Raw genomic sequence first — 24,271 nt, forward strand, 5'->3', positions numbered from 1 at the left:
AGGACAAAGATGCAGATACACTTAGATCTTACATGTATCCATTTCCACTACAGCCAGTTGCCTTCATGCTATATTTCACCTGTTGTTACAAGATAAAAAGGCAGGCGGAAACGGAAAATCATGCTTCCGCCTTGAACTACTCCTTGGATGAAGGGGTTTTCGTTAACTAGAATAACAAATCTTTATTAATATAAAATAAATATATTGTTAATATACTGTAAATTTGTCTAATTCTGTTTCTGACGAAGCATCACTGTAAAAGTAGTACCGACCCCTACATCACTTTCTACCGTAATAAGTCCGCGATGCGCTTCAACAAGATGCTTTACGATGGACAGACCAAGGCCTGTACCGCCCGTATTACGGCTGCGTGCTTTGTCCACGCGGTAAAAGCGTTCAAAAATCCGTGGAATTTCAGCTTTCTCAATACCAATCCCTGTATCTGATACTTTTACGCTCACCCAATGATGAGATGTCTCTAGGGAGACAACAACCCTTCCTCCTGCCGGTGTATACACAATTGCATTACTAATTAGGTTAAGAAAAATTTGCTTCATTCGATGCGGATCTCCAGGAATGGTGACATCCTGAGCTGCTTGCAGCTGCAAATCAATTGTTTTATTAGCTGCTTTTCCCCTTAGCATCACTTCAATTTCCTCAAGTAGCATCTTTAAATTCACATTTCCCATTTGCAGCTTAAAGCCTTGTTGCTCAATTTTAGATAAATCTAATAAATCGGCAATCAAGTTTTGCATTCGATCGCTTTCTTTCAAAATAATAGTTAAAAAATATTCCCGAAGCTTTCGATCCTCCATTGCCCCGTCAAGCAGCGTTTCAGAAAAGCCCTTAATAGAAGTAATCGGCGTCTTCAGCTCATGCGATACATTCGCTAAAAAGTCCTTTCGCATTTGCTCTAACCTTTTCAGCTCAGTAATATCATGGAACACAAGAATAATTCCCTTCCACTCATGATTTGTCCCAATAATCGGTGCACCGTATACTTCAAAATGCTTACGCTCAATTCCTAGAGGCAGCAGCATTTGCTTACGTACCTTTACCTCCGTCATGAAAATCTCTTCGACAAGTTCAATGATTTCCTGATGATCAAATGCCTCATAATAAAGACGATCTAAATATCGCTCATTTGTCGCATGAAACGTTTCTTTGTATGAGCGATTTACAAGACTAATATATCCGCGGCTATCAATTAAAATCATGCCGCTTCCCATGTTCTCAATAAGCGTATGCAAACGGTCCTGCTGCATCTCCTGTGCTAATGTCATCTCCTGCAAGTTCCGTGCTAAAATATTGATTGCCTGACTCAGCATGCCCGTTTCATCAGCACGATTTTCATACGCACGAGCCTTATAATTTCCCTTCGCAAGCTCAATCGCAACTCTTGTCGCCGATTCAATCGGTTTTGTATACTGGGCAATAATTCTAAGCCCTAATAAAAGGATGACAATAAATGCGATAAAAAAGCTGCTAATAAGCAAGCCCCATACTTTTTGCTGCATATATGAAAATGAGTTCATCGACAAATGTACGATTAAATACGCTTCATCATAGCGCCTGTCACTCAATAATACCCCATAATAATACGTATCGTTGCCCGTATACCTCATCTCTACATTTTGAGGATTGTCCTTTAAATCTGACAAAAGCTTTTGCACTGCTTCCGTATTATCCTGGTCCTTCTTCTCCTCTGAACCGTATAACAGTTTCCCTTTTAAATCTAATAGGGTAATGTTTACCTTCAGCTTCTCTTGTATCTGAATAAGAGTCTCCGGACGAAGCAATGTTTCATGAATTCCTGTTTTCTCCAAAACAGAAGCGGTATAGCGAAGCTCTCTTTCCATTCGTTCATTGAAGTTCTCAATATAAAAGCCTTTAAAAAGCTGACCCAGCAACAGCCCTAATCCAACAAGGACCGCAACAATCAATGAAATCAAGGCTAGAAGAAGTTTCGAGCGAAACTTATTCATTGATTTTCGGCTCTTCCAGCTTATACCCTAAACCGCGAATTGTTTTAATATAAACTGGCTTTTTTGTATTGCTCTCGATTTTATCGCGCAAATGACTAATATGAACATCCACAATACGAGTATCTCCGGCAAAGTCATAGTTCCAAACGGCACTTAACAGTTGATCACGAGTTAGTACACGCCCCTTATGCTTAGCCAAATAGACAAGAAGTTCAAATTCCTTTGGTGTTAGCTCCAGCTTCTCCCCGCGGTAGTATGCTTCGTAATACTCCGGCATAATTTTCAAATCAGCAATCATAATACGGCTCGTATCTTGCTCTTCCTGTGCGTTATCATCACTCATTCTCGTCCGGCGCAAAATCGCTTTAACTCGCGCAATAACCTCTCTAGGGCTGAACGGCTTTGTCATATAATCATCTGCGCCTAATTCAAGACCGAGTACCTTATCAAATTCATCATCTTTAGCGGTTAGCATTAAAATCGGCGTCATGATACGACGCAGCCGAAGTTCCTTACATACTTCCATTCCATCCATTTTCGGCAGCATTAAATCTAATATAATCAAATCCGGATTTTCTTCTGTTGCTTTACGAAGACCCTCTGCTCCATCCATAGCGGTGATGACTTCAAATCCAGCTTGCTGTAAATTAAATTCTATTAACGTTAAGATAAATTCCTCATCATCCACTACTAAAATACGATTGCTCATTCTACGCCTCCAGATTAAAAAGTAAAACCCTTCCTCATCCAATGAATATTTGTCTATTTTATTAGTTGTATCATACTAGAAAACAAATAATTGCTCAACCTAAAGCCCCACACTGCCCCAAGCAGGGCATATTGTTGAAGGAGGTTTCCTTCCGATAGGTATAGCTGCTTTATTTCGGAACGCTTTGTGTAATAGTCGGCGATGGCTGAGAATTATACACTTGTGAAAACGGTGGAACAGAATGAGTGAGCCAAACATTGCCCCCGATGGTAGAATCATGCCCTACTACTGTATCTCCTCCAAGAATTGTAGCACCAGCATAAATCACAACCCCCTCCTCGATTTCAGGGTGCCTCTTGATTCCTTTTATCGGATTCCCATTCTCATCAAGCGGAAAACTTTTTGCTCCGAGTGTCACACCTTGATATATTTTTACATTCTTCCCAATAATACATGTTTCACCGATTACAACGCCTGTCCCGTGATCAATAAAGAAGCTTTCTCCGATTTCAGCGCCCGGATGAATATCAATTCCCGTTAGCTGATGAGCATATTCCGACATCATTCTCGGTATGAGAGGTACATGCATCTCGTATAATACGTGCGCAATTCTGTATATACTAATAGCCTCGATAGAAGGATAGCTAAGCAAGATTTCTTCCGTATTTAATGCTGCTGGGTCCCCATTATAGGCAGCCTCAATATCTGTATTTAACGTTTCGCGTATTTCAGGCAGCTTATTAATCAAATGGATCGTAATTTCATTTGCACGATCCCGTCGTTCCACCAATGTTTTATACTTCATCGCACACTCATTCTTAAAGGCCTTCTCGATTAAGTTACTCAAATCTACAGCCGCATTTCGGATTCGATTCCCGATTAGAATGTTTGCTCTCGTCTCATCAATAGGGTAGTTTTCGTACACCCCAGGAAACAATGCAGAGCGCAAATGAAACAATACCTTGTAGACAATCTCTTTACCAGCAAAGCCAATTGTCTTTTCCTTGAAAAAATGATCCATATTAATCTTTTCCAACTTTTGTGCTACCTCAGGCATATCCCGATTTAACCAGTTGTTCAGCTCCATTGCAGTGCTCCTTTTGATCGAAATATTTCTTTATACAAACAGCTCTTTGTAAAGAAGACTCGCCGACTGGCAAGCCGCTAGGCGAAGACAGAGGCGTAGTTGCACTTATACTTTGTTCTTAAAATTTCCGACTGCGTCGAATTCGCTTCTCGCTGGAAATTTATGCTTTCCCAAAGTGTAAAGAGAGATTCACTCTTCTTTATGCTAAAGGTTTCATCATTCTTATTCAACTAAAAAATATGAAAATTGAAAACCCCTTTCCGGATCCCCTGTTTGTTTAAAAAAGGAATAGTACATAAAAACTTACATCCTTGAAAAAGTCACCGATTGGCGAAGACAGAGGGGTAGTTGCACTTATGTTGTACTCCTAAAATTTCCGATTACGTCGAATTCACTCCTAGCTGGAAATTTATACTTTCTTACAATGTAAAAAAAGATTCGAGGAGTCCCCCGAATCTTTTTTCTAAATTTATTAAGCAAGTACTTTCATTACGTTGCGTACAGCTTCGACAGAACGGTCAAGTGCCGCTTTTTCTTCGTCAAGAAGATCCAGCTCGATAACCTTTTCAATTCCGTTTCCGCCAAGAATAACAGGAACACCCAAGTATAAATCGCTGTAGCCATACTCACCTTCTAAATAAGCAATAGCAGGCAATACGCGACGCTGATCTTTTAGGATTGCTTCTGTCATTTCAACAAGGGAAGCAGCCGGAGCGTAGTATGCACTGCCGTTTCCTAAAAGGTTTACGATTTCACCGCCGCCTTTACGTGTACGCTCGACAATCGCATCTAAACGGTCCTTTGGAATTAATGTTTCCAGTGGAATACCGCCAGCATAGGAATAACGTACGAGCGGAACCATATCGTCACCGTGACCGCCTAATACGAAGCCTGTCACATCCTTTACAGACAGGTTTAATTCCTGCGCTACAAACGTACGGAAGCGAGCCGTATCAAGTACGCCGGACTGCCCAATTACACGCTCTTTTGGAAGGCCAGACTCCTTAAAGATTGTATAAGTCATCGCATCAACAGGATTCGTTAACACAACAATTGTTGTGTTTGGAGAATACTTTACGATTTCTTTAGCTACACTCTTCATAATTTTGGAGTTTGTTGCCACAAGATCATCACGGCTCATACCAGGCTTACGTGCAATTCCTGCAGTAACTACAACCACATCGGAATCAGCAGTGTCAGCATAGTCAGCAGTACCAATAATATTTGCATCAAAGCCTTGTACTGGGCTTGCTTCAAGCATGTCCAGCGCTTTTCCCTTAGTCGGGTTTTCTAATGGTGCAATATCAACTAATACTACATCAGCTAATTCCCTTTGCGCTAGTAAGAATGCTGTTGTTGCTCCCGTAAACCCTGCACCGACAACAGAAACCTTTTTACGTTTGATTGTCATGAGAATTCCCCCTGCTCCTGTTACGCGTTTACTTGAAACGCGCTCCATGTTTTTAATTAACTTATCGCCAAACCCAGAGCATTTCCTTCTGTTGCTCCGTCCATTAAACGTGCGAAATCGTATGTTAACACTTTAGAAGCAATTGTTTTCTTCATAGACCCTATCCAATCAGGTTTGCAGCTTCGTTTCAGCCAAGATGTTCAAGCGTTAATACACCTGAAACCTGCTTACGCGTTTACTTGAACCGTGTCCATGTTCTTAATTAACTCGTCGCCAAACTCAGAGCATTTTACTTCTGTTGCTCCGTCCATTAAACGTGCGAAATCGTATGTTACTACTTTAGAAGCAATTGTTTTCTCCATAGATCCTACAATTAGGTTTGCTGCTTCGTTCCAGCCAAGATGCTCAAGCATTAATACGCCTGAAAGGATAACAGAAGACGGATTCACTTTATCAAGTCCTGCATACTTCGGAGCTGTACCGTGTGTCGCTTCGAAAATAGCATGTCCTGTTACGTAGTTGATGTTAGCGCCAGGTGCAATACCAATGCCACCTACTTGTGCTGCTAATGCATCAGAAATATAGTCGCCGTTTAAGTTCATTGTTGCCACTACGTCGAACTCTTTTGGACGAGTTAAAATTTGTTGCAAGAAAATATCTGCAATAGAATCCTTCACGATGATTTTGCCAGCTGCTTCTGCTGCTGCTTGCGCTTCATTCGCTGCTTGCTTGCCTTGCTCTTCTACAAGACGATCGTATTGCGCCCAAGTGAACACTTGATCGCTGAACTCTTGCTCAGCCACTTCGTAACCCCAGTTCTTGAACGCACCTTCTGTAAACTTCATAATGTTTCCTTTGTGAACAAGCGTTACAGATTTACGGCCATGATCAACTGCATATTGGATAGCTGCGCGAACCAAACGCTTTGTTCCCTCTTCAGAAACAGGCTTAATACCGATACCAGATGTTTCAGGGAAGCGGATTTTCTTTACGCCCATTTCAGTTTGCAGGAATTCAAGCACCTTTTGGACTTCTGCAGAGCCTTTTTGATATTCAATACCTGCATAGATGTCCTCAGTATTTTCACGGAAAATTACCATATCAGTGTCTTCTGGACGCTTTACTGGTGACGGAACGCCTTCAAAATAGCGAACAGGACGTACACATACATACAAGTCAAGTTCTTGACGCAATGCCACGTTTAGAGAACGAATACCGCCGCCTACTGGAGTTGTTAAAGGACCTTTGATCGCAAGCAAGTACTCATCAATTAAATTAAGTGTTTCTTGAGGAAGCCACTCACCTGTTTGGTTAAAGGCTTTCTCACCCGCAAGTACTTCCTTCCAAGCGATTTTCTTCTCGCCTTTGTATGCTTTTTCAACTGCTGCGTCTAATACACGTACAGAAGCTGCCCAAATATCCGGACCTGTTCCATCTCCTTCGATGAAAGGAATGATTGGGTTGTTTGGTACGTTCAATACACCGTTCGTTACTGTAATTTTTTCACCTGTAGTCAATGTAATTACCCCCATGCTTATAAAATATGTATGAAACAGACTAGAGACCCGCAAGCGGGTCCTAATCAACCTCAATAACTAGTTGTCATATTGCCACTATTCAGTCTACCCGAAACAGGCAAACTTTCAAACAAAAATTATCCTCTTTTCTCAACAGGCACATACGTTTGATGTGTAGGACCTGTATAATCCGCACGCGGACGGATTAGGCGATTGTTTTCGTACTGCTCAAGAATGTGCGCAAGCCAACCAGACATGCGGCTGATCGCAAAAATTGGTGTAAATAAATCATGATCAATTCCTAAACAATGGTACATAGAAGCAGAATAGAAATCTACATTTGGCGGTAAATTTTTGGAAGATGTTACGATTTCCTCAATTTGCAAGGACATTTCATACCATTTCGTTTCGCCTGTAACTTCACCAATCTTCTTGGACATTTCCTTTAAGTGCTTTGCGCGTGGATCTCCACCTCTATATACACGATGTCCAAAGCCCATAATCTTTACTTTGTTGTTCAACGCATTTAAGATGTATGGCTCTACATTTTCTACATCGCCAATCTCCATAAGCATCTTCATCACATTTTCATTTGCACCACCATGAAGAGGGCCTTTTAACGCTCCAATTGCAGCTGTAATACCAGAATACACATCCGAAAGCGTCGCTACGCACACACGCGCCGTAAATGTCGATGCATTCAGCTCATGGTCAGCATGAAGAACGAGCGCTTTGTCAAATGCTTGAATCTCAATTTCATTCGGCTCTCTATTATTCAGCATGTACAAAAAGTTAGCTGCGAAGCTGAGTTTTGTATTGGGAGCAACTGGTTCCAAGCCTTTGCGGATACGGGAATATGCGGCTACAATTGTTGAGACCTGTGCTTGTAGTTTAACCGCTTTCAAATAATTAGATTTTCCTTCCATCGATTCTGCGCTTTCATCATATAAGGATAGCATGGAAATAACTGTACGAAGGACAGACATTGGATGGGCTGTATTTAAGTTTGTTGCTTTTAGATATGCGATAATTTCTGCAGGAATTTGCGCGTTTTCAGCTAGCTGAGATTTTAGCTCCTCTAGTTCTGTTTTGTTTGGAAGCTTGCGGTGCCACAATAAATACACAACCTCTTCAAACGAAGCGTGCTCTGCCAAGTCATCGATTGTGTAGCCTACATATGTTAAAGTGTCATCAATAATAGAACTAATCGATGAGGTTGTGGCTACTACCCCTTCAAGACCTCGAGTAACTGCCATAGTAATCTCTCCTTTTCCACAAATTTCTCCCCAACCCTAAAGCGCCGAGACGAAAAATAACACGACATAAAACAATGCACCTTGGCATTGTTTTATGTTGGTGCTACTTTTCCACCACACAATTCTCGTTGTTGATCTATCCCAGGCACTCCCTTACGTACCATTATAAACAATTATCTGACTTTTGTGAATGAAAAGAATTCAGATAATTTATATCAAGATAAAAATGCTCTACTTTAATATTTGTACCACATGCAGCACCATATATGCAATACCCGCCCCAACAAGAGGCCCAACCGCCACCCCATTAAAAAGCGCAACTGCTATCACTGTTCCAAGAACAAGTGCAGTTGTAATATGAGGATCACTGGCAAGCAGGCTTAGCCCTCCCTTAGCCAGCAGCGCAACAGCAATACCAGATGCCAACGCAATCCAAGCATAATAGGATTTGATCGCTTCCGTCAACTGTCTAAAGCCGATTTCTCCCGAGGCAATCGGGACAAGAACAGCAATTGTAATAATTGTTACACCAAAGTTAATTCCTTTCTGTTGTAAGTATGAAAACAATTTTTCGTTAAGGGGTGTCCATTTTATAAGGAGAAGCACCAGTACAGCAAATGTAAGCGATTGATTTTTAGCCAGTAAGCCAATAGCAAGCAAAATGAATAAAAATAAAACAGATTGATTAAACATAACTTGTTTATCCTTTCCTATAAAAATAATATTTCGTAAATACCCAAGAAAAAGCAGGAAAATATTGCCTAATAACGGCTTTTTTTTCTCCTTAATACGATGTAAAATAAGAGATGGGAAAAACTTCACCTTCCCCATAATATAAAAAAAAATACACTCCGAACAGGAGGAATGTTCCATTTTAAATCGAGATTACCTGTACATGGGGCTTCGGCTTATTTTTGTGGCAGCGTTAATTATAATTGGCCTGTACATTCTTTTTTATATCTCAGGTCTAGTATATCCATTTATTATTGCTCTTTGTTTGGCATATGCGATGCATCCAATCGTCGATCTACTCGAGAAAAAACTTCTCTTCCCGCGCCCGCTTGCGGTGTTTGTAACGCTCATCCTTGTATTTGGGGCAATAGTAGGGCTTGTTATTCTTCTCGTAACAGAGACCATCGCTGCTGCTACGTACTTGCTTGAGATTTTGCCAAATCAATTTCCGAAACTTGTTGTATATGTACAGAATATTATTGTTCATAATATCATGCCGTTATATGAAGATTTAGCTACAAAATTTAATCGTCTTGGAGAGACGCAGCAAAATACAATCTCCTCTAATATTCAAAATCTTGGTTCAGACCTCACACAAAAGGCGCAAGATTTACTTACATCCATTTTGAGCGGATTGACCAATTTTTTACGCGTTCTTCCAACCACAGCAACCGTTCTGATTTTCATTTTGCTTGCCACGTTTTTCATTAGCAATGATTGGTACAAAATGAGGCAACGTCTAAAGCGCATACTGCCAACACGTATTCATCTATATAGTGAAACGATTTTTGGAAATTTGCGTAAAGCGCTCCTTGGCTTCATTAAAGCGCAATTTACGCTTGTCTCAATGACAACCATTATCGTACTTGTCGGATTGCTTGTTTTGCGTGTGCCATATGCTATTACAATTGCTATCGTGACTGGAATTGTTGATCTATTACCGTATCTTGGAACAGGAGCAGTATTTGTACCGTGGATTTTATACGCCTACTTCACAGGCAGTACTCCGCTCGCTGTTGGACTTCTTGTTTTATATATCGTCGTCATTGTACAGCGACAAATTATGGAACCGAAAGTACTATCCTCCAATATCGGTCTCGACCCGCTTCCAACACTTATTGCGCTTTTTGTTGGGTTCAAGCTATACGGTTTTCTTGGTCTGATTATCGGTCCAGCAACGCTTGTTCTTCTTAAAACATTGTATGACGCAAAGGTATTTCGTGATCTTTGGCGCTTTATTAAAGATGCTAAATAGCCTGCAGGGCGAAGACAGAGGCATAGTTGCACTTACACTTTGCTCTTAAAATTTCCTGACACGTCAAACTCCTTTCCTCCTGGAAATTTTCACTTTCCTAAGGTGATAAAAAGCGATTCGGACTGTGACCGAATCGCTTTTTATTTCCAAATGATTGTTTGGTTATTTTTCTTTATTTTCTTCTCGATCCATTTCAAGAACCAATATGTAACAATCTTTCTTGTAATAGGAAACAGAAGTAAAAAACCGATAATATCGGTAGCATAGCCTGGTGTAAGCAGCAATATTCCGCCAATCAAAATACAACCTCCATCTAGAAGAGATTCTGTCGGCATTTGCCCGCGGCTCAGACGATACTGCACCTCTCGCAACACTGCTATTCCTTGCTTCTTTGCTAAATATGCGCCAATGATTCCGGTTGCTATAATCATCAAAAATGTCGGCCAAATACCAATCCAATGACTCGACGCCACAAGCAGTGTAACCTCTAAAGCAGGTACAATAATAAACAAGAGGATAAGAAGCTTCACCATTATTTTCCCTCCTATTAAGAATAAATTTCCATAATCCAGCCTTTTCACCGAAAAACATTCTGGAGAGCTGAAGCAGACAATGTGAGCTAGACACCCCTCAAAATTTTTCCTAGTCGAATAAAGAAAACTCGTCGATTGGCAAGCTCCGCTCTTGGGCGAAGACAGAGGCGTAGTTGCACTTATACTGTATTCCTAAAATTTCTAACTATGTCGAATTGTCTTCCAGCTGGAAATTTATACTCTCTTAAATGTGAGAAAAAGGGAGAGATTCACTCTCTCCCTTCCTTATCCCTTATAGAACTATTGCATGTCCGTTATAAACAATCCCTCGTGCTGCATCAACTGTTACTTCCTGATCATCCTTTAGAATAGAAGTAGCGTTATTTACACCTACGATAACTGGAATACCGATAGATACCCCTACAACAGCAGCATGACTTGTTAAACCGCCTTCTTCAATTACAAGCGCGCTTGCTTGTTCAACTGCCGGCATCATATCCTTGTCTGTGCTAGTTGTAACTAAAATAGCTCCTGGGTGCATCTTTGCAAGTGCTTCTTCAGCCGTTTTCGCAACAACAACTCGCCCTTTGCTGCTTTTGCGGCCAATACCTTGCCCTTTAACAATTTGCTCGCCTACAACATGAACCTTCATTAAGTTTGTTGTTCCTGTTTCACCAATAGGCACACCTGCTGCGATTACAACTGTATCTCCTGATTTTACAATGCCTGTGTCTTTAGATGCTTGAATAGCGCCCTCAAGCATTTCATCCGTAGAATATACAGGATCTTGTGCTAAATATGCTTGTACACCCCATACAAGTGCAAGCTTACGACATACACGATCATCTGCAGAAACCGCAATAATTGGAGACTTTGGACGATATTTAGAGATCATTTTTGCTGTATGACCACTCTCTGTAGGCGCTACAATTGCTACCACATCTAAAGAAAGAGCTGTATGCGCAACTGATTGACAGATTGCATCTGCAATACTTGGGCGTACTTCTTCAATACGCTTGCGGAAGATATCTTGATATACTAGAGATCTTTCTACGCGAGTAGCAATAGTCGCCATCATTTTAACTGATTCTACAGGATATTGTCCCGCAGCAGTTTCACCAGAAAGCATAATTGCATCTGTACCGTCAAAAATTGCGTTGGCTACGTCACTTGCTTCAGCGCGTGTCGGACGAGGGTTGCGTTGCATGCTATCAAGCATTTGTGTTGCTGTAATAACAGGCTTTCCTTGAAGATTACACTTGTTAATTAGGCTCTTTTGTACGAGTGGTACTTCTTCTGGCGGGATTTCTACACCCAGGTCACCACGAGCAACCATAAGACCGTTGGAAACCTCTAGAATGGCATCAATATTGTCAATACCCTCTTGGTTTTCGATTTTTGGAATGATTTGAATGTGTTTCGCGCCTTTTTCTGCTAACAGCTCACGAATTTCTAAAACGTCAGATGCTTTACGCACAAAGGAAGCCGCGATAAAGTCTACGCCCTGCTCAACACCAAAAAGAATATCCTGCACGTCTTTTTCAGTGATACCAGGCAACTTGATACTTACATTTGGTACGTTTACACCCTTTTTATTTTTAACAAGACCGCTATTTAATACTTTGGTACGAATTTCACCATTTGCTTTACCAATAACCTCTAATTCAATCAAACCGTCATCAATTAAAATGCGTGATCCTGTATCAACATCATCATACAAGCCTGTATAGGATACTGAGAATTTTTCCGCTGTTCCTAAAACCTGCTCCATGGAAATAATAACTTCCTGACCTGTTTTTAATTCCGCTTGTCCATTCTCAAAATCGTGCGTACGAATTTCAGGGCCCTTTGTATCAAGCAAAATTGCAATTGTTTTTCCTGTTTGCTTTGCCGCTTCACGAATATTAGTAATACGTGCTGCATGCTCCTCGTGACTGCCATGTGAGAAATTCAAACGTGCAACATTCATACCTGCTTCCATGAGTTGCGTTAGCTTCTCAATACTTTCACTTGCCGGTCCAATAGTACATACTATTTTCGTCTTACGCATACAATACCTCCGCTTTTTTATGGAAACGTTCCCAATTTTGACGTACCAAATTTCAATTATGTCCTACTAAATGGATAATTCCTGAGATAATCGATACATATCTTCATCAATTGTGTGCTTCTGTGCTAATGCTTCAATGATATCATGGTCTACAAGCTTGTTGTTTTGAATCCCAACACAACGGCCGCCTTGTCCTTCTAAAAGAAGTTCAACCGCTCTTGCCCCTAAACGGCTAGCTAATACGCGGTCAAATGCACTTGGAGAACCACCGCGTTGTACGTGACCTAACACTGTTACGCGCGTATCCAGACTAGTTGCCTCTTCAATGTTCTTACCAATCTCAATCGCACTGCCTACCCCTTCAGCTACTACAATAATACTGTGCTTCTTGCCGCGTTCGTGACCTCGTTTTAAACGTGCAATGATATCTTGCATGTCAAAGTCTACTTCCGGAACCAAAATTGTTTCCGCACCATCCGCCAAACCAGCCCACAGCGCAATATCCCCAGCATGTCGACCCATAACTTCAATTACATATGTACGTTCGTGGGAAGTTGCTGTATCACGAATTTTATCGATTGCATCGATTACTGTGTTCAGTGCTGTATCAAAACCAATTGTAAAATCAGTACCCGGAATATCGTTATCAATTGTTCCAGGAACGCCTATACAAGGATAACCATGTTCTGTTAGCTTTTTCGCTCCTTGATAAGAACCGTCGCCGCCAATGACAACCAGGCCTTCAATACCGAATTTTTTCAATTGCTCAATGCCTTGCATTTGTCCTTCTAATGTTCTAAACTCCGGACATCTTGCTGAATACAGCTTTGTTCCTCCGCGATGAATAATGTCACCAACAGAACCAAGCTCTAGCTTTTCGATATGACCTGAAATAAGACCGGAGTATCCATGATACACACCGTATACTTCCACGTCATGATAAATTGCTTTGCGGACAACAGCGCGCACAGCAGCATTCATTCCCGGCGAATCTCCGCCGCTTGTTAAAACTCCAATACGTTTCATCTGCAATCACCTCGAAAGTTTATTTGCCCTCTAATAAAATACCATGAAAAATTACGGAAGCACAATGGGAAGATGCATATTTGAGAAGAAAAAACGTGCATTCTGAGAAAGAAATGCACGTTTTTTTCTATTAAGTAAGGGTGTATAGCTTTTGGAATATCGTCTAGCGTATGCGATCTACTTCAGTCCCCAAATTGTTCTCACACATAAAAGTTCCTGAACCGCATAGAACATATGGAAAGATTCCATACTCGGCTTCACTACAGAGACACGCTTGTTTGCCTGTCGACTAAACAAAACAGGGAGCTTACGCTTTTATTGTGCCCCAATTGATTCCTCAGCAAACGAAACCTGCCCCATTTTCATATACTTCTCATATCTTTGCTCAAGAAGCTCTTCTTCGGTCATCTGTCTTAGCTTCTCTAGTGACTGCCTCAGCACTTCATCCATGAGTTTCGCCTGCTGCTTCACATCACGATGTGCTCCTCCCCGCACCTCAGGAATGATTTCATCAATAATGCCCAGACGCTTCAAATCCGCTGCCGTAATGCCCATCGCCTCTGCTGCTTCCTTTGCTTTGCTTGCATCTTTCCAAAGAATAGTTGCGGCCCCTTCTGGAGAAATAACAGAATACGTTGAATTCTCCAGCATATGCACATAATTCCCGACACCGAGTCCTAATGCGCCGCCGCTTCCTCCTTCACCAATGACAATACAGACAATCGGAACGGCTAGGCCTGCCATTTCAAACAAGTTACGCGCAATTGCCTCACTTTGTCCGCGCTCCTCCGCTGCCATTCCCGGATATGCGCCCTTCGTATCAATAAAACAAACAATCGGACGCTTAAATTTTTCAGCCTGTTTCATTAAACGAAGTGCCTTTCGGTAGCCTTCAGGATGGGGCATACCAAAGTTACGGCGAATATTCTCCTTCGTATCCTTCCCACGCTGATGTCCAATTACCGTTATGGGAGTGCCTTTGTACTTGGCGATCCCTCCAACAATAGCAGCATCATCTCCAAAAGCACGGTCACCGTGGCACTCGAAAAAGTCTGTAAACAGATGTTCAATATAATCTAGAGTTGTCGGTCGCTCCGCATGACGGGCTATTTGTACCCGATCCCACACCTTCATGCTGCCGTATACTTCGTTCTCCAAATTCTCGAGTTTCGCCTCTAGAATACGAATCTCCTCACTAAAGTCCATTTGGCTGTTATTCGTATATTCTTTCAGTTCGCGAATTTTATTTCGCAGCTGGACAATGGGCTTTTCAAATTCTAATTCTGCCACTGCTCCGTCCCCCCTACATGATGAATCCCTACAATCGTACTCAATGTTTCCTTCATTTCAAGACGGTTCACCACTGCATCTAGCTGCCCATGCTGGAGCAAAAACTCCGCAGTCTGAAAATCCTCTGGCAGCTCCTCGCGCACCGTTTGTTGAATGACACGTCGTCCTGCAAACCCAATTAGAGCACCAGGTTCCGCTAGGTTATAGTCTCCAAGTGATGCAAAGCTTGCTGAAACACCGCCCGTAGTTGGGTGAGTCATAACAGAAATAATAAGACCTCCGTTTGTACTAAAACGTTTTAGCGCAGCACTTGTTTTTGCCATTTGCATTAGACTCAATACGCCTTCTTGCATTCTTGCACCGCCTGATGCTGTGAAAATGAGGAACGGCACTTGCAGTTCCCCTGCTTTCTCAATCGCGCGCGCAATCTTCTCTCCGACGACTGAACCCATGCTCCCCATACGAAAACGCGAATCCATTACCGCGACAACAACAAGCATATCATCAATTGTTCCCTCGCCCGTTACAACTGCTTCATTGAGCTTTGTTCGCTTGCGGTCTCCCTCTAACTTTTCCTCGTAGCCTTCAAACTGGAGCGGATTTGCCGAAATCATCTCTTGATCATATTCTACAAACGACTGTTCATCCAGTAAGCTGTCTAGTCGCTCCCATGCATTCATCGGATGATGATAGCCGCAGTTCGCACACACCTTTAGGTTTTTTAGAAGCTCCTTTGTATACATAATTTTTTTACACTCTGGACACTTGGTCATTAGGCCGTCCGGAACATCTCTTCTCATTTGCTCTGAAGGAATTGCTGCATATTTCTTTTTCTTAATAAACAAATCTCTTAGCACATTACCCCTCCTTTATAATAGATACAGCTTTATCCATATCGAAAACAAGCTGACCTTTCTCTTTACCTTATATGTTGCTAAATAGGATTGATGTCGTTTCGGTATGTTCTAAAACTTACATGTGCACCAGGATTACTTTTGAAGCCTCCTCGTAGCAATGCATCATCTGTTCCATATCCTTGTTTTCTATTGCTCTATAAATGTTCTTATAAGAGGTTATATCTTCCAATGGCACTTCGGCTTTATAGGAAAATGTTGCTGCATACTCGCTCACAATAAGCCAAATACGATATAACAGATGATTATCTGTAAGCTCAACAGCCTGCTTAAAAAATGCTTGATGAAAAAGGAGTAACGATGTTTCATTGGAGGAAAGAAGCTCCGAAAGCGGCAAAAGCTGTTCTTTTGTTTTGCCAAGCAAAAGGCTCAATATATTTCGTTCGAGCAGCATCTTCACCTGCAGTAAATCTTGCTTTGTCTTTTCATCTTGCAGCAAAAAGGCTGCAATTAACTGGACAAGACCGTTCTCGTAAAAGCGCTTCACAAACGTCCCTTCCCCGCGGCGTGTTTCAATTAACCCTACAAGCTCTAGTGCGCGAAGCGCCTCACGTACAGAGGAACGCCCCACATTCAGACGTGCACTCAGCTCCCGTTCTGAAGGGAGACGGTCGCCGGCCTTGAGACCATCTCCCTCCATAATGGAACGAATTTGATGAACGATTTCTAGATATATCTTCGATTGTACTGCTGTCAATGAACATTCCCCACTTATTGTTTTCCTATAGTCGCCAATCTTCTTGTTTTCTCAGCTACTTCGTCTGGATTCACCTTCCGGCGCGCTACACCCGTCTCCATCGCTGCCTTTGCTACATATGCCGCGACCTGAGGAGCAACACGTGGATCAAATGGTGCCGGGATAATATAATCAGCCTGTAGCTCCTCATCTGATATGAGTCCTGCAATCGCCTGTACAGCAGCAACCTTCATCTCTTCATTAATTTGCGTCGCATGCACATCAAGTGCCCCGCGAAAAATTCCTGGAAACGCTAATACATTGTTCACCTGATTTGGGAAATCAGATCGTCCCGTTCCGATAACTGCTGCACCCGCTGCTTTCGCATCTGCCGGCATAATCTCCGGCACAGGATTCGCCATCGCAAAAATGATTGGCTGACGATTCATCGTTTGCACCATCTCTTTCGTGAGAGCTCCCTCTGCCGATACACCAATAAATACGTCTGCACCTTGAATAACATCAGCAAGCGATCCTTGCTTACGATCACGATTCGTATATTTTGCTATCTCATTTTTTACTGTGTTCATGCCAATTGGACGCCCTTCGTAAATAGCACCTTTTGTATCACACATAATAATATCGCGAACACCATAGTGATATAACAACTTCATAATCGCAATCCCAGCGGCGCCCGCTCCATTTGCGACAACTTTAACTTCAGACATCTTTTTACCTACTAATTTCAAAGCATTCACAAGTCCTGCCACCGTAACAATTGCAGTCCCGTGCTGATCATCGTGAAACACAGGAATGTTTATTTCCTTCTTCAAGCGTTCTTCTATAACAAAACAGTTTGGTGCTGCGATATCCTCAAGGTTCACGCCGCCAAATGTTGGTTCCATTAACTTAACAGTTTCAATAATTTTTTCTACATCGTTTGTATTTAAAGCGATTGGAAATGCATCAACACCAGCAAAGCTTTTAAACAACACCGCTTTTCCTTCCATAACAGGCAGCGCCGCCTCTGGACCTATATTCCCTAAACCCAATACAGCTGTGCCATCCGTTACAACAGCGACCAAGTTCCCCTTCACTGTATATTCGTACACCTTGCTTTTATCGTCATAGATAGCTTTGCACGGCTCTGCCACGCCTGGTGAATACGCAAGACTTAAATCCTTTGCGTTTGCCACCTTAACCTTTGAAACTGTTTCAAGCTTTCCTTGGTGTACTCGGTGCATATGTAAAGCTTCATCGCGAAGTGTTGACAAAACGCTCACTCTCCTCATATTGGATTGCTGCTTCGTTTTTCTTCTCTCCAAAGTGGTCTGACCACGAGCTTCATTATTACTATAATGGACAAGATACAAAAAAGTCTATCACATTTTTAATGCAACGTTATCCGCACCTGAAATTTCCTTTAGCACTTTTATACACTCTTCATTAGGATGTACAGAAAAAGGACGGGATAACTGTACCATTTTATGTTCTTTTTCATAGTAAATAAATACTTGGGCAAGTCCCGGATAATGCAATAAAGTTTTCGTGATTTTTGCAAACAGACCTTTGTCATATTGAGACGGGAGTTTGATATACAAACGTTTATTCTGTTCCGCTTCGTATTCCTCTATGCGTTCGAGTGGATATATACCACTAACTACCCACTGCTTTCGGCCATTACGTACACTCATCGCCCCTTCAAGCAGCAATGTGCTATCCTCTTGCACAATAGAACGGAACTGCGCATACGTATCTGGAAATATGACTGCCTCCCATTCTTCCTCTTTATCGCAGATAGTCAAAAAGGCCATATTTTGCATTGCTTTTGTCCGAATTACTTTCACCTCTACTATAAATACAATCGAACGAATACTTTTACTTTGGCTTTGAACTGCCTCCGAAAGTGTCGGAATTTGCAACTCCTGTATAAAGGATTCATATTCCTGCGTCGGATAACCAGATACATATAAACCTAGCGTTTCTTTTTCTAAGCGAAGCCGTGCCGCAAATTGCATCGGGGGTGCTTCTGCATACGACGGTTTCGGTACAAGATCCTCATCCAAAAACATCTCAGCTTGGTTTGCATCATCCGGTCTAACAAGTGCGGCATATTCTAATGCCGTATCTATGCTTGCAAGCAAGGAAGCCCGTTCTACTCCAAAACAGTCAAAGCAGCCTGCTCCAATCAGCAATTCTAGATGCTTTCGATTTGCTGTTCGCGACGGCAAACGGACGCAGAATTGAAACAGGTCTGTAAATGCCCCTTTGCGCCGCTCCTGCAAAATATCTCTTACCGTTGCGCTGCCGATACCGCGAATGCCAAGCAAGCTATATCGAATTCCTTCTTCCTCCGGGTAAAATCGGTAATCACTAGTTTGAATAGAGGGAGGAAAGATTTGTACATTCTTTCGCTTTGCTTCACGTACATACTGCATCATGCGTTCTTCATTGCCGATCGCGCTTGTTAAAAGGGCTGCCATAAAGGCAATGGGGTAATTCGCTTTTAAATACGCAAGCTGATAGGCAATCATACTATAGGCGACAGCATGACTTCTATTAAAGCCATAATTAGCGAAACGGACAATTAAATCATATACAGCCTGAGCCGTCGCTTCGTCATAACCCTTATCTAAACAGCCGCTTACAAACGGCTTCCTCTCTCGATCCAAAATCTCATGCTTTTTCTTGCTCACTGCTCGGCGCAGCAAATCTGCTTCACCAAGAGAAAAACCTGCCATCTTAGAAGCAATTTCCATAATTTGCTCTTGATATACTACAACGCCATATGTTTTTTTCAAAATCGGCTCTAGGTCCGGATGCGGGTATTCCACAGTTCTCTTTCCGTGCTTCGCTTCAATAAAAGCAGGAATTTGTTCCATTGGTCCAGGTCTATACAGAGCATTGACAGCGACAATATCCTCGAACACAGTAGGCTGAAGCGCCTTCAAGACATTGCGCATCCCTGATGATTCAAGCTGAAACACACCTGTCGTATCCCCTTGTCCAAGCAATGAAAAGGTTGCTTCATCATCAAGAGGCAGGCGCTGCAAATCAACTACTTCCCCGCTCGTTTCAGTAATAAGGCTGCAAATATTCTCTAAAATCGTAAGATTACGCAAGCCAAGAAAATCGATTTTAAGTAATCCAAGCTCTTCTAATACCTCTGCAGGGTACTGTGTAATATAGACATCATTATGCCCCTGCTGCACTGCTACACTATTTGTAAGCGGAGCAGCGCTTAAAATCACGCCTGCTGCATGGATAGATGTATGCCGCGGCATTCCCTCTACACGCTTAGCAACTGAAAACACACGCTCGTATCTTGGATTGCTTGCCGTATACTCCCGCAAAGCTGCGGAATCCTCATATGCCTGCTCCAAGGTAATCCCGACGCGCGAGGGAATAAGGCGTGAAAACTGCTCCATTTCGCGCTGTGACAGCCCCATCACACGCCCGATATCACGTACTGCAGCTTTTGCAGCCAGCGTACCAAATGTAATAATTTGTGCTGCATGCAGCTGACCATATTTCTGCGCAACATACGAAATAATTTCGTCGCGGCGGACATCAGGAAAATCAATATCAATATCAGGCATTGTTACACGCTCTGGATTTAAAAATCTCTCAAATAATAGCCTATATTGAATAGGATCAATATTTGTGATTTCCAATACATACGCAACAAGCGAGCCAGCAGCCGACCCACGGCCCGGTCCCGTTAACATACGCAGATTATGTGCATACTTCATAAAATCCCATACAATCAAAAAGTAATCACTAAAGCCCATGCGACTAATAACATGCAGCTCATGCTGCAGCCGCCCTCTATGTACATCCGTTATATGCTCATAGCGCTTACGGAGCCCTTCCTCACAAATGCGCCGCAAAAACTCATCTGACGTTTCGTCTGTATCGATTGGAAACTCTGGCAAACGGCTCTCATGAAAGGTCACTTCAACGCGACATCGCTGTGCAATCTGCACTGTATGATCGAGCGCTTCTGGAAGAAAAGAAAATAACCCCTCCATTTGTTCTACTGATTTTAAATCATATTCCTCTGTCTTAAGACGAGGCCTGTTTGTGTCCTCTACCTTTACACCGTGCTCGATGCATAGCAAGCAATCTTGAACAAAGGCATCTGTTTTATCCACATAATGAACGTCATTAGCTGCTACAAGCGGCACATGCATGTCCTCACTCAACTGCAGCAAACGTGCTTGCAGCAACCTTTCCTCAGGTAAGCCGTGATTTTGTATACTAAGATAAAAGGACGAAAACATCTCCAGATAGTCGGTAATCACTGTCCGCGCCTGCTCATCCTCCTGCTGAAGCAGCAGCTGCTCCACTTCTCCATTTACCCCCGGTGAAATAGCGATTAATCCTTCAGCGTAACGAGCGAGCCATTTCTTAGGAATCCCGTCCCTAGTTTTCGTCATAATCGTACTTGAAATCTTAAGTAAATTCTGATATCCCGTCTCAGTTTCAGCCAACAATACGAGCGGATATGACGAAGATGCTCCTTCCTCCAATACGGAGGCTGTTAACCCGATAATTGGATGTATACCCGCTGCCTTGCATGCTTTATAAAACGGAATCACACCATACATGACGTTTTGATCCGTAATGGCAAGTGCCTGAAATCCTAGTTCCTTCGCACGGCGTACAAGCGGTTCGATTTTGCATGCGCTTTGCAACAAGCTATACACAGTTTGACATTGCAAATGCACGAATGTCACTTGCTGCACCCCATTTCCTCACATATTCACATTCTTTCATTATAGTTGATGGTTTGTTGTGAAATCAAAACATACTCTCCAGCTACTGTCCATATACATAGTGGTAAAGAAAACTCGCCGACTGGCGAGCCCCACTCTTGGGCGAAGACAGAGGCGTAGTTGCACTTATACTGGATTCCTAAAATTCCCCACTACGTCGAATGAACTTCTAGCTGGGCATTTATACTTTCTTACAGTGTAAGGAAAACTCGCCGACTGGCGAGCCCCACTCTTGGGCGAAGACAGAGGCGTAGTTGCACTTATACTGGATTCCTAAAATTCCCCACTACGTCAAATGAACTTCCAACTGGGCATTTATACTTTCTTACAGTGTAAAGAAAACTCGCCGACTGGTGAGCCCTGCCCCCGGGCGAAGATAGAAGCGTACACAGAGCAGGGATAATTCCTGAAGAATACCGTATGTTCCTTACCACGAAACGCAATGTGTACCTGTTCTTATTGTCAGGGGAAGTATTAGCGTACATCGGACAATAGAGAAGCAAACACAGATTGATTTGCTTTCAGAAGAGAAGGCTCCTAGCCCGCAGAAAGCACTTGTCACAGCGGGTATTGTTACGAAAGAGCAATGTGCAATGTACACCAAACGAATACATTCTGATTTCTTGTAAAGGGGTGGTCGCCTTGGAAGTAAAGCAAACATTTTTGTCTCTTCTCATTACGAGTTACTTCATTGCCTTTGGCGTTATGCTTGGAGGATCACTGCTTGGAGGCCTCGGATCATTTTTGGCGGGAGAACCGCCGCTTACTATGATTAAGCGATTCTCAGATAGCCTGCGTATTTGGGCGCTCGTGGCGGCAATCGGCGGAACATTTGATACCTTTTACAGCTTTGAACGCGGTATTTTTCAGGGCGAGACGAGAGATATCATCAAACAGGTGCTGTTGATTTTGTTTGCTATGGGCGGTATGCAGACTGGGCTTACGATCATTAAATGGCTGACACAGGAGCACGTATGAGAATCCCTCCATTATATAAAACGAGAACATGGCAAATGTTTTTTGCGGGAGCAGCGATTGGGGGCGTACTAAGCTGGATTATTTTTTTGTATATGTACGGAATTTATCATGAAGAACAAACATCCACAATTGCAAAGCAACAACTGAAAATACAAGCGTTAGAGCAAGACAAGCATTTGCTGATCGAAGACCAAAAAAAGCAGAATGAGCAAAATAAACGTATCTTAACGATTCAAGACATTAAAATTACCATCACCAACCATGATGCCTATGATTTAGACGGTCTGGCTGTTCACACACTCACCACTGCTGTACGGAATGACCTGCGGGAGTTGCTTACACAGGACATTCAAAGCGTTGCAAAAAATAAAGCACTTCTAAAAAAGGCAATTGAAAACAAAACATATGAGCGAGATGAGCGGCAATATAGATTCAAGGTCGACTCCATCTATTTCGACACGGTATTGGAAATCTCCTTGAAAATTGCAGATAAATAGAAAAAAGCCAATTGTCCCAACCGCACGGGGTAATTGGCTTTTTCGCACTGTAAGAAATTATAAATTTTCAGCTAGAAGTCATGCTGCACAGGCGGAAATGTTAGGAGTACAGTGTAAGGATAAGGGCAACTACGCTTCTGTCTTCGCCTACCAGCTCGCCAATCAGCAAGTTTTCTATAAAAATTCTCTATTATTGTCTGCAAAGTGCGCGTAAATCTTCAATAAGCGCATCTGCTTCCTCCCATGAATGGACTGTTGCACCAGATGCTAACGGATGCCCTCCGCCATTATATTGAGCCGCTAGCTTATTGATCACAAGACCCTTGGAACGAAGACGAACACGAATGGATTCCTTCTCCTCAAGGAACAAGACCCATGCACGTATACCCGCGATGCTTCCAAGTGTTCCAACAACCGATGAAGCCTCCGCTGTTGTAACACCAAACTTCTCCATCGTCTCACGGGAAATTTTAATATAGGATGCCCCTTCCTCCGTGAGCTCAAAATTTTGCAAAATATAGCCATTTAAACGCGACAGACTAACGCTCGTCTTGTACATTTCATTATACAGTTCTGGAAAATCAATGCCCATTGCCACAAGCTGCGCCGCATATTCAAATGTTTTGGGCGACGTGTTGCGGAATAAGAAGCGGCCTGTATCACCAACAATACCGCCAAAGATAAGGCGTGCTGATTCCTCTGTTAACACAAGGCCTTTGTCTTGTCCGTATAAATAAAACTCATAAATCATCTCGCTGCATGAGCTTGCCGTCGTATCAACCCACAACAAATCTCCGTACGGCGTTGCATTCGGATGATGGTCAATTTTAATTAACATTTTTCCATTTTTATAACGTTGGTCACAAATGCGATCCTCGTTGGCTGTATCACATACAATAACCAATGCATTTTCATATGTACTATCATCTACATTATCCATGATACGCATATAAGAAAGTGTTGGTTCATTCGCCCCGGTCATATAGATGTTTTTCTCCGGGAACGATGCTTGCAGCATGGTACCAAGTCCGCATTGTGATCCTAATGCATCCGGATCTGGACGAATATGACGATGGATAATAATCGTATCAAATTGCTTAATAGCCTCTAAAATTTGTTCTTTCATAGCTTTATAAATCTCCTTTTCTTCGCAGCTCCTGCTCTTATCATACACGAAAACACTTCAAGCAGCAGGAAAATTCAGCTAAAATAAAATAAATGCATATTAACTGGAGGGTTGTGGGTCATGCCTGTATTAGCTGTTTTCATCGTCGTTTCATTTATGTTTTACCTGTTTTACAAAACCAAGTATTTTCGTACACACCGACCAATGGAGAAGAGATGGCTTTCTGGAAAATCAAGCATGGCACTTGGACTATTTGTTCTGTTGTTCGGATTAAATCAATTTTTTGTCCACCTCTCTACAGTAAGCATCATTGTAGGAGTATTGTTTATCCTGATAGGAGGCGCAAGTGCCTATAACGGCTTTCGCCAATACAAACATTTTCTTCCTCTTGCTATAGAAGAAGCTGAAAAATTAAGTTAACAGAGATAAAGCTATCTACCCATGGATAGCT

20 protein-coding genes are annotated in these 24,271 nt (G+C 42.3%); 4 read left to right on the forward strand and 16 right to left on the reverse strand.

Annotation, left to right across the window (positions count from 1 at the left end; translation table 11 throughout):
• Window positions 1-227: 227 nt before the first annotated feature.
• From pnpS to AAHB12_RS06520, 7 genes are all read right to left on the reverse strand, one after another.
• Entirely contained in the window at window positions 228-1,985 is a 1,758-nt protein-coding gene (gene pnpS, locus AAHB12_RS06485; protein ID WP_342044693.1) for a two-component system histidine kinase PnpS, read from the reverse strand.
• Window positions 1,978-2,694: a response regulator transcription factor gene (locus AAHB12_RS06490; RefSeq protein ID WP_342044694.1), complete on the reverse strand. Its 717-nt coding sequence runs from the start codon at window positions 2,692-2,694 to the stop codon at window positions 1,978-1,980. The genes pnpS and AAHB12_RS06490 overlap by 8 nt, the downstream gene beginning before the upstream one ends.
• 169 nt (window positions 2,695-2,863) lie before the next feature.
• Window positions 2,864-3,781, reverse strand: a complete 918-nt coding sequence (epsC, locus tag AAHB12_RS06495) for a serine O-acetyltransferase EpsC (protein ID WP_342044695.1) — start codon at window positions 3,779-3,781, stop codon at window positions 2,864-2,866.
• 472 nt (window positions 3,782-4,253) lie between these two features.
• Window positions 4,254-5,192, reverse strand: a complete 939-nt coding sequence (gene mdh, locus AAHB12_RS06500; RefSeq protein WP_342044731.1) for a malate dehydrogenase — start codon at window positions 5,190-5,192, stop codon at window positions 4,254-4,256.
• A gap of 227 nt (window positions 5,193-5,419) precedes the next feature.
• A complete protein-coding gene (gene icd, locus AAHB12_RS06510) occupies window positions 5,420-6,709 on the reverse strand; it encodes an NADP-dependent isocitrate dehydrogenase (protein WP_129727807.1) in 1,290 nt (429 codons plus the stop codon).
• Window positions 6,710-6,846: 137 nt separating this feature from the next.
• The gene (gene citZ, locus AAHB12_RS06515) at window positions 6,847-7,965 is read right to left on the reverse strand and encodes a citrate synthase (protein WP_129727808.1); all 1,119 of its coding nucleotides are present in this window, start codon (window positions 7,963-7,965) and stop codon (window positions 6,847-6,849) included.
• Between the two features lie 231 nt (window positions 7,966-8,196).
• Complete coding sequence (locus AAHB12_RS06520; protein ID WP_129727809.1) at window positions 8,197-8,658, reverse strand: DUF441 domain-containing protein; 462 nt, start codon at window positions 8,656-8,658, stop codon at window positions 8,197-8,199.
• 202 nt (window positions 8,659-8,860) lie between these two features.
• Between AAHB12_RS06520 and ytvI the strand changes: the two genes are divergently transcribed.
• The gene (ytvI, locus tag AAHB12_RS06525; RefSeq protein ID WP_342044696.1) at window positions 8,861-9,952 is read left to right on the forward strand and encodes a sporulation integral membrane protein YtvI; all 1,092 of its coding nucleotides are present in this window, start codon (window positions 8,861-8,863) and stop codon (window positions 9,950-9,952) included.
• A 140-nt stretch (window positions 9,953-10,092) separates the two neighbouring features.
• Here the strand turns inward: ytvI and AAHB12_RS06530 are convergent, their stop codons facing one another.
• The 8 genes from AAHB12_RS06530 to AAHB12_RS06565 form a co-directional block, all read right to left on the reverse strand.
• Window positions 10,093-10,482: an FxsA family protein gene (locus tag AAHB12_RS06530; protein ID WP_129727884.1), complete on the reverse strand. Its 390-nt coding sequence runs from the start codon at window positions 10,480-10,482 to the stop codon at window positions 10,093-10,095.
• 295 nt (window positions 10,483-10,777) lie between these two features.
• Window positions 10,778-12,535, reverse strand: coding sequence for a pyruvate kinase (pyk, locus tag AAHB12_RS06535; RefSeq protein ID WP_129727811.1), 1,758 nt, complete (start codon window positions 12,533-12,535; stop codon window positions 10,778-10,780).
• Window positions 12,536-12,601: 66 nt separating this feature from the next.
• Window positions 12,602-13,561 (reverse strand): 6-phosphofructokinase, encoded by a 960-nt coding sequence (gene pfkA / locus AAHB12_RS06540; protein ID WP_129727812.1) that lies wholly within the window; start codon window positions 13,559-13,561, stop codon window positions 12,602-12,604.
• Window positions 13,562-13,876: 315 nt separating this feature from the next.
• Window positions 13,877-14,851 carry an acetyl-CoA carboxylase carboxyl transferase subunit alpha gene (gene accA, locus AAHB12_RS06545; protein WP_129727813.1) on the reverse strand — a complete coding sequence of 325 codons (975 nt, stop codon included), beginning with the start codon at window positions 14,849-14,851 and terminating at the stop codon, window positions 13,877-13,879.
• Entirely contained in the window at window positions 14,839-15,708 is an 870-nt protein-coding gene (gene accD, locus AAHB12_RS06550; RefSeq protein ID WP_342044697.1) for an acetyl-CoA carboxylase, carboxyltransferase subunit beta, read from the reverse strand. Before accD ends, accA begins: the two co-directional genes overlap by 13 nt.
• 115 nt (window positions 15,709-15,823) lie before the next feature.
• Window positions 15,824-16,405, reverse strand: a complete 582-nt coding sequence (locus AAHB12_RS06555) for a FadR/GntR family transcriptional regulator (RefSeq protein WP_446715522.1) — start codon at window positions 16,403-16,405, stop codon at window positions 15,824-15,826.
• A gap of 71 nt (window positions 16,406-16,476) precedes the next feature.
• The gene (locus AAHB12_RS06560) at window positions 16,477-17,733 is read right to left on the reverse strand and encodes a malic enzyme-like NAD(P)-binding protein (RefSeq protein WP_165350742.1); all 1,257 of its coding nucleotides are present in this window, start codon (window positions 17,731-17,733) and stop codon (window positions 16,477-16,479) included.
• Between the two features lie 90 nt (window positions 17,734-17,823).
• Window positions 17,824-21,180 carry a DNA polymerase III subunit alpha gene (locus AAHB12_RS06565; RefSeq protein ID WP_342044732.1) on the reverse strand — a complete coding sequence of 1,119 codons (3,357 nt, stop codon included), beginning with the start codon at window positions 21,178-21,180 and terminating at the stop codon, window positions 17,824-17,826.
• Between the two features lie 654 nt (window positions 21,181-21,834).
• On the opposite strand from AAHB12_RS06565, the gene AAHB12_RS06570 reads away from it, so the two are divergent.
• Both AAHB12_RS06570 and ytrI read left to right on the forward strand, forming a co-directional pair.
• Window positions 21,835-22,197, forward strand: a complete 363-nt coding sequence (locus AAHB12_RS06570; RefSeq protein WP_446715523.1) for a YtrH family sporulation protein — start codon at window positions 21,835-21,837, stop codon at window positions 22,195-22,197.
• A complete protein-coding gene (gene ytrI / locus AAHB12_RS06575; protein WP_129727819.1) occupies window positions 22,194-22,694 on the forward strand; it encodes a sporulation membrane protein YtrI in 501 nt (166 codons plus the stop codon). Before AAHB12_RS06570 ends, ytrI begins: the two co-directional genes overlap by 4 nt.
• 190 nt (window positions 22,695-22,884) lie before the next feature.
• Here the strand turns inward: ytrI and AAHB12_RS06580 are convergent, their stop codons facing one another.
• Window positions 22,885-23,820, reverse strand: a complete 936-nt coding sequence (locus tag AAHB12_RS06580) for a DHH family phosphoesterase (RefSeq protein WP_342044699.1) — start codon at window positions 23,818-23,820, stop codon at window positions 22,885-22,887.
• Between the two features lie 120 nt (window positions 23,821-23,940).
• Here AAHB12_RS06580 and AAHB12_RS06585 point away from each other — a divergent pair, with 120 nt between their 5' ends.
• Window positions 23,941-24,240 carry a YtpI family protein gene (locus tag AAHB12_RS06585; RefSeq protein WP_129727821.1) on the forward strand — a complete coding sequence of 100 codons (300 nt, stop codon included), beginning with the start codon at window positions 23,941-23,943 and terminating at the stop codon, window positions 24,238-24,240.
• The last annotated feature ends 31 nt before the right edge of the window (window positions 24,241-24,271 follow it).

It is taken from the genome of Bacillus sp. OTU530 (genome assembly GCF_038440375.1).

Coding starts and splice junctions, on each gene's coding strand:
- pnpS (WP_342044693.1), bottom strand. CDS start 1,985: ATGAATAAGTTTCGCTCGAAACTTCTTCTAGCCTTGATTTCATTGATT.
- AAHB12_RS06490 (WP_342044694.1), bottom strand. CDS start 2,694: ATGAGCAATCGTATTTTAGTAGTGGATGATGAGGAATTTATCTTAACG.
- epsC (WP_342044695.1), bottom strand. CDS start 3,781: ATGGAGCTGAACAACTGGTTAAATCGGGATATGCCTGAGGTAGCACAA.
- mdh (WP_342044731.1), bottom strand. CDS start 5,192: ATGACAATCAAACGTAAAAAGGTTTCTGTTGTCGGTGCAGGGTTTACG.
- citZ (WP_129727808.1), bottom strand. CDS start 7,965: ATGGCAGTTACTCGAGGTCTTGAAGGGGTAGTAGCCACAACCTCATCG.
- AAHB12_RS06520 (WP_129727809.1), bottom strand. CDS start 8,658: ATGTTTAATCAATCTGTTTTATTTTTATTCATTTTGCTTGCTATTGGC.
- ytvI (WP_342044696.1), top strand. CDS start 8,861: ATGGGGCTTCGGCTTATTTTTGTGGCAGCGTTAATTATAATTGGCCTG.
- pyk (WP_129727811.1), bottom strand. CDS start 12,535: ATGCGTAAGACGAAAATAGTATGTACTATTGGACCGGCAAGTGAAAGT.
- pfkA (WP_129727812.1), bottom strand. CDS start 13,561: ATGAAACGTATTGGAGTTTTAACAAGCGGCGGAGATTCGCCGGGAATG.
- AAHB12_RS06555 (WP_446715522.1), bottom strand. CDS start 16,405: ATGGAGGGAGATGGTCTCAAGGCCGGCGACCGTCTCCCTTCAGAACGG.
- AAHB12_RS06560 (WP_165350742.1), bottom strand. CDS start 17,733: ATGAGGAGAGTGAGCGTTTTGTCAACACTTCGCGATGAAGCTTTACAT.
- ytrI (WP_129727819.1), top strand. CDS start 22,194: ATGAGAATCCCTCCATTATATAAAACGAGAACATGGCAAATGTTTTTT.
- AAHB12_RS06580 (WP_342044699.1), bottom strand. CDS start 23,820: ATGAAAGAACAAATTTTAGAGGCTATTAAGCAATTTGATACGATTATT.
- AAHB12_RS06585 (WP_129727821.1), top strand. CDS start 23,941: ATGCCTGTATTAGCTGTTTTCATCGTCGTTTCATTTATGTTTTACCTG.